The organism is Riemerella columbina DSM 16469 (genome assembly GCF_000374405.1).
Classification (GTDB): Bacteria; Bacteroidota; Bacteroidia; order Flavobacteriales; family Weeksellaceae; genus Riemerella; species Riemerella columbina.
Genome location: NZ_KB894223.1, coordinates 44886 through 50921, shown reverse-complemented (window position 1 = coordinate 50921; position 6036 = coordinate 44886). Strand labels below are relative to the sequence as shown.

General features: G+C 37.3%; 4 protein-coding genes. 1 reads left to right on the top strand and 3 read right to left on the bottom strand.

The window, feature by feature from the left end; translation table 11 throughout:
- Positions 1–309, bottom strand: a 309-nt coding sequence (locus C237_RS0103665; protein ID WP_018675143.1) for a transposase, incomplete at its 3' end; no start/stop codon positions are given.
- Between the two features lie 181 nt (positions 310–490).
- Entirely contained in the window at positions 491–2638 is a 2148-nt protein-coding gene (locus C237_RS0103660; RefSeq protein ID WP_018675142.1) for a S9 family peptidase, read from the bottom strand.
- Between the two features lie 150 nt (positions 2639–2788).
- Here C237_RS0103660 and trmB point away from each other — a divergent pair, with 150 nt between their 5' ends.
- Positions 2789–3466, top strand: coding sequence for a tRNA (guanosine(46)-N7)-methyltransferase TrmB (gene trmB / locus C237_RS0103655; protein ID WP_018675141.1), 678 nt, complete (start codon positions 2789–2791; stop codon positions 3464–3466).
- 82 nt (positions 3467–3548) lie between these two features.
- Here the strand turns inward: trmB and C237_RS0103650 are convergent, their stop codons facing one another.
- Positions 3549–5828 carry an aconitate hydratase gene (locus C237_RS0103650; protein ID WP_018675140.1) on the bottom strand — a complete coding sequence of 760 codons (2280 nt, stop codon included), beginning with the start codon at positions 5826–5828 and terminating at the stop codon, positions 3549–3551.
- Positions 5829–6036 lie beyond the last annotated feature (208 nt).

Sequence of the window (6036 nt, the reverse complement as noted above, 5' to 3'; positions counted from 1 at the left end):
CAAGCCTTCAGCTATATTACGCCTTTTAGGAACTAGCATAGGTTGAAAACTTCCCTCTCTATCTCTAGGGACTTGAATTTCATCTTCTCCAAAGGAAGTTTTTATAGTCTTTTTACCATGCCCGTTGCGGTAGTTCCCATCTTTGGTTTTCTCGTGTTTTTCATTGTCTAAATGAGCGTCAAGTTCTGCCGAAAGCATATGCTCTATGGCTTTCTTGTGTAGTTCTTTGAAGAAAGAGTTTAGGTCTTCTCCATTCTTGAAGGACTTGTAAAATTCCTTACTGTTTAAAAGTTCATTTTTGTCTATCATATCTAAATCATGTTTAAAATTGCAAATTAAGTTAAAAAGAGGTTTTGAAAACNAGTTTTCAAAACCTCTTTTTAACTTACACAGTTTATGAGATACTACCCTTATAATGACCAAAGACTTAGACTATAAAACCTAAGACTCTCTTTTTAACTTACACACTTTGTGGGATAGTGTCTTTTCTTTATTTCTTATCTTTAAGATACAAATCAAAATAATCGGTGATTTTTTGCATCAGATGTACTCTGTCTTTCCCTCGCACATTATGGGCATGTCCCGGATATACAAAGTAATCCAGCTGCTTCTGTTGGTCTACCGCTGATTTTAGCATATCAATGGTATGTTGCCACACCACCACATCATCTTGAGTGCCATGAATCAATAATAATTTACCCTCTAAATTTTGGATTTTATCTAATAAATTAGCCTTAGCATAGCCGTCTGGATTTTGCTGTGGCGTATCCATATAGCGTTCGGTATACATAATTTCGTATTTTTTCCAATCTATCACTGGTCCACCTGCTACCCCAACTTTGAACACTCCAGGGTGACGAAGCATTAAACTTGTCGTCATAAACCCACCAAAACTCCAGCCATGCACCCCCATTCTGTCTGCATCTACATACGGCAAAGATTTTAAATATTCCACACCTTTCAATTGGTCTTCCATTTCTAAAGTTCCTAATTGACGATGTGTTGCCGACTCAAATTTAAACCCTCGGTTAGAAGAGCCTCTGTTATCCATAGAAAATACCACATAGCCTCTTTGAGCCAGATAATCGTACCATAAATTTCCAGTTTCTGGGAAGGTATTGGTAATCAGCTGTGCGTGTGGTCCACCATAGAGGTAAACAATCACAGGGTATTTTTTAGACGCATCAAAATTTATGGGTAAAATTAACTTACCGTACAATGGTGTACCATCATCTGCTTTTAATGTAACATTTTTAACTTGAGGTTGTTCAAAGTTTTCTAATGGATTTTTTGCCGAAAAAACCGATTGATGTTTAAGATTTTGCGTGTCAATCAACTCGATGTTTCTTGGTGTGGTTGCATTCGTATAAGTGTCTAGTAACAGGGTGCCATCCTCATTTAAAGTCCCTCTATGATAAGCCTCCACTTTTGTAATAGGCGTTAATTTTTTAGTGTTCCAATTCACTTTATACACTTGCCTTTCCAACGGACTGCCTTTAGTCGTCGTGATATAAATTTCTTTCTGTTTTGGATTAAAGCCCAGCACATCGGTTACCAGCCAATCGCCTTTAGTCAATTGCCCTACTAAGCCTTTATTTAAGTTATAGAGGTAGAGGTGATTAAATCCATCGCGCTGGCTTTGCCAAATATAGTCCTTATCCGAATTGGGTAAAAACTGCATTGGGTGTTCAGGCTCTACATATTTGCTGTTCTTTTCTTCAAACAAAGTCTTAACCAACTGCCCCGTTTTAGCATCGTACTGGTTCATTTTAAGATGATTTTGATCTCTGTTCAGTACGCCTACAAATACATATTTAGAATCTGGACTCCACGATACGGCTGTAAGGTACTGCTCTTTATCGCCATCAATATTTAAAAATTGAGTGTGATGGGTTTTAAAATCATACACCCCAATACGCACTTGATGCGAAGTATCCCCCGCCATAGGATATTTAATATTTTTATTTACTGCTGGTGTAGTACTCCAATCAATAATGGGATAATCTTTCACCATGGTTTGATCCATTTTATAAAACGCTACTTTTTCAGCATTAGGTGCTGGGAAAACACCCCCATCAATCCCAAATTCATTTCTATGCACCGACTGCCCACTGATGATATTCTCATTGGTTTCATTGGTAATCGTAGTCTTTACGCCCTCTTTCTGAGCATATAAATTATTATCTACTGTATACACAAAAGTTTTGTTATCGGACAAAAGCGTAATGTGTTCCGCTTTTTCTGGTAAAGCTTCCCAAGGCTTCAATTGCCACCCATTTTGGTTTTTATCTAAGACAAAATATTGATTGTTCTGAGAAAAATAGGCGTGTTTAGCATCTAAAAAATTCAGCCTTGGTATACCTGTCATTTTCTTACCATTGGTAAGGTTTTGATTGATTTGATATACCGAAACCAGCGTATCTTGCTTCATAGACGGATATTGTGTAATAGTATACCCATTTTTCACTTGCTGAATATAGCCGTGTTCGCCCTTTACCCAATCTAAACCATAGAGGGCTTCCACCGCCAAATCCGAATGCAGCCCATTGACCGCTTGTTGCATGGTATATTTTTGTTTTTGTGCAGGCACTAGCACCGAAATCGCTAGAGCAATAAAGTATCCTTTATTTATTTTCATCGAATTAAAATTTTAATTAAGCCAAAAATAGGAAAATTATTTTAAAATACTTTAGAATACTAGAGATATCAATCCATTAAACTAAAAGGAGTAACGAAATCTTATAAAGAATATGTATTTTTGCACATTCAGAATTTAATCTATTATACTGTGGGAAAAAATAAATTGGCACGCTTTGCCGAAAATAAAGTATTAAAAAATGTATTTCAACCAACCCGAGAGGAGGCACTTTCTGGCTACCCCATGGCTGGACAATGGCGAGAAAAAGTCTTTAAAAACAATAATCCTATTGTCTTAGAACTAGGCTGTGGCAAAGGAGAATATAGCGTAGGACTGGCCGAAGCATTTCCAAATAAAAACTTTATTGGTGTGGATATCAAAGGGGCAAGATTTTGGTTTGGTGCAAAAAAAGGCATTGAAAAAGGATTGGATAATGTTGTTTTTTTAAGAACGCAAATAGAACTTATCAATCAATGTTTTAAAGCCAATGAAATTGATGAGATTTGGATTACTTTTCCAGACCCTCAAATAAAATACCGTAGAACCAAGCACCGCCTTACCAACCCTGAATTCCTTAATAAATATCAACAAATCTTAAAACCTGAGGGCATCATCCACCTAAAAACTGACTCAGAATTTTTACATGGTTATACTTTGGGCATATTGCAAGGTTTGGGGCATGACATCATCACAGCCCACCATGATATTTATGGTGCACCAGAGTATGACCCAGAAACACCACTTCTTAGAGACATCCAAACTTACTACGAAGGCTTATTCTCTGCCAAAGGCAAAACCATTACTTATATTAAATTTAGGCTAAAGTAATTAATTTAAATTTTATTTTATAACACAAAAAAAAGCGTACCGAAACTTCAGTACGCTTTTCCTCTATATAATTATGAAAACTTTATGCGTTATTTTCATTTTTGCTTTGTTGCTTAATTAAGTTCAATGCAGAACCTGCCTTAAACCAAGCAATCTGACCTTCATTATAAGTATGGTTTGCCATTACAATATCTTTATAACCATCTGCGTGTACCACTTCGATAGTTAATGGTTTTGCTGGTTCAAAATCTTGTAAATCTACAAAGTTAAAGGTATCATCTTCTTGAATTTTGTCGTAATCCGCTTCGTTAGCAAAAGTTAATGCCAACATCCCTTGCTTCTTAAGGTTGGTTTCGTGGATACGCGCAAAAGATTTTACCAATACTGCCATTACCCCAAGGTGTCTTGGTTGCATCGCTGCGTGCTCACGAGAAGATCCCTCACCATAGTTATTGTCCCCTACGATAATGGTTTTAACTCCCGCTTTTTTATAAGCTCTTGCAGACGCAGGCACTTCCATATACTCCCCATTCAATTGGTTTTTAACCTTATTGGTTTCCATATTGTAAGCGTTTACGGCTCCAATCAATGTATTATTGGCAATATTATCCAAGTGTCCTCTGTACTTCAACCATGGTCCTGCCATAGAAATATGGTCGGTAGTACACTTACCGTAGGCTTTAATCAATAATTTAACACCATAAACATTATCCCCGTCCCATGCTGGGAACGCTTCTAACAATTGTAGTCTATCTGATTCTGGCGATACTTTTACTTGAACCTTAGAACCATCTTCGGCTGGTGCAATATAGCCTGGATCGTCTACATCAAACCCCCTTGGAGGTAATTCAAAACCTTGAGGTTCATCTAAAAGAACCTCCTCACCGTTTTCGTTTTTAAGTTTGTCTTTTCTTGGGTCAAAAGTTAAATCCCCCGCAATTGCTAATGCAGTTACCAATTCTGGTGACGCTACGAAAGCGTAAGTATTAGGGTTACCATCAGCTCTTTTTGAGAAGTTTCTGTTGAATGAGTGAACAATGGTGTTTTTCTCTTGTTTTTCTGCACCTTCTCTAGCCCATTGACCAATACATGGCCCACAAGCGTTAGCAAATACTTTACCTCCAATTTGGTCGAAAGTATCTAGATAACCATCTCTTTCCACAGTATATCTTACTTGCTCAGATCCTGGGGTGATGGTATATTCTGCTGCTACTTTTAAATTTTTCTCTTTCGCTTGTTTTGCTACGGAAGCTGCACGAGAGATATCTTCGTAAGAAGAGTTAGTACAAGAACCTATTAAACCCACTTCCACTTTAGTTGGCCATCCATTTTTCTCAGCCACTTCTCTCATTTTAGAAATCGGTGTTGCGATATCTGGTGAGAACGGCCCATTTAAGTGAGGTTCTAATTCAGATAAATTAATTTCGATAACTTGATCGTAGTATTGTTCTGGATTTTCGTATACCTCTTTATCAGCACGAAGCACATGTTTAATTTTATCTGCCTCTTCTGCTAAATCCGCTCTATCAGTAGAACGAAGGTATTGGCTCATATTATCATCATAAGCGAAGATAGAAGTTGTAGCACCAATCTCAGCACCCATATTACAGATGGTACCTTTACCAGTACAAGATAGTTCTTCTGCACCTTCCCCAAAGTATTCTACAATTGCACCAGTTCCTCCTTTCACAGTAAGGATACCCGCTACTTTTAGAATCACATCTTTAGGTGCTGTCCAGCCACTTAATTTTCCTGTTAATTTAATTCCTATCATTTTAGGGAATTTAAGTTCCCAAGGCATTCCTGCCATTACATCTACGGCATCAGCACCACCAACACCAATCGCTACCATACCTAGTCCACCAGCATTCGGCGTGTGCGAGTCGGTACCAATCATCATCCCCCCTGGGAAAGCGTAGTTTTCTAATACCACTTGGTGGATAATCCCTGCTCCTGGCTTCCAGAAGCCGATTCCGTATTTATTAGACACCGATTGTAGGAATTGATACACTTCATTATTTTTATTTTCTGCTTCTTGCAAATCTTTATCAGCTCCTACTTTCGCCTGAATCAAGTGATCCGCATGCACAGTAGATGGTACTGCAACTTGAGGTTTACCCGCTTGCATAAACTGTAATAATGCCATCTGTGCGGTGGCATCTTGCATCGCTACTCTATCGGGTGCAAAATCTACATATGTTTCACCTCTTTTAAATGCGTCTGGTTTTTGCTCTGCAAACAAATGCGAGCAAAGAATTTTTTCGGAATAAGTCAGAGGGCGTCCCATAAAGGCTCTGGCTTCGTTTACTCTGTTTTCAAAATCAGCGTAAACTTTCTTGATCATATCTAAATCAAAAGTCATATTGTATAAGTATTTTATTTCTAATGTATTAAAATTAGCACAAAAATAAGAAAATTTATTTTTTAAAGCAGAATTTCACATTCATTTAGATTGATTATAAATAATAAAAAGCACTTACTATTGAGTTCATAATCATCAAATCTTGAATTTAATTTTCATTTTGCCAATTTAGATAAAAATTTTATCTTTGCCAGCGAAACTAAAGGGG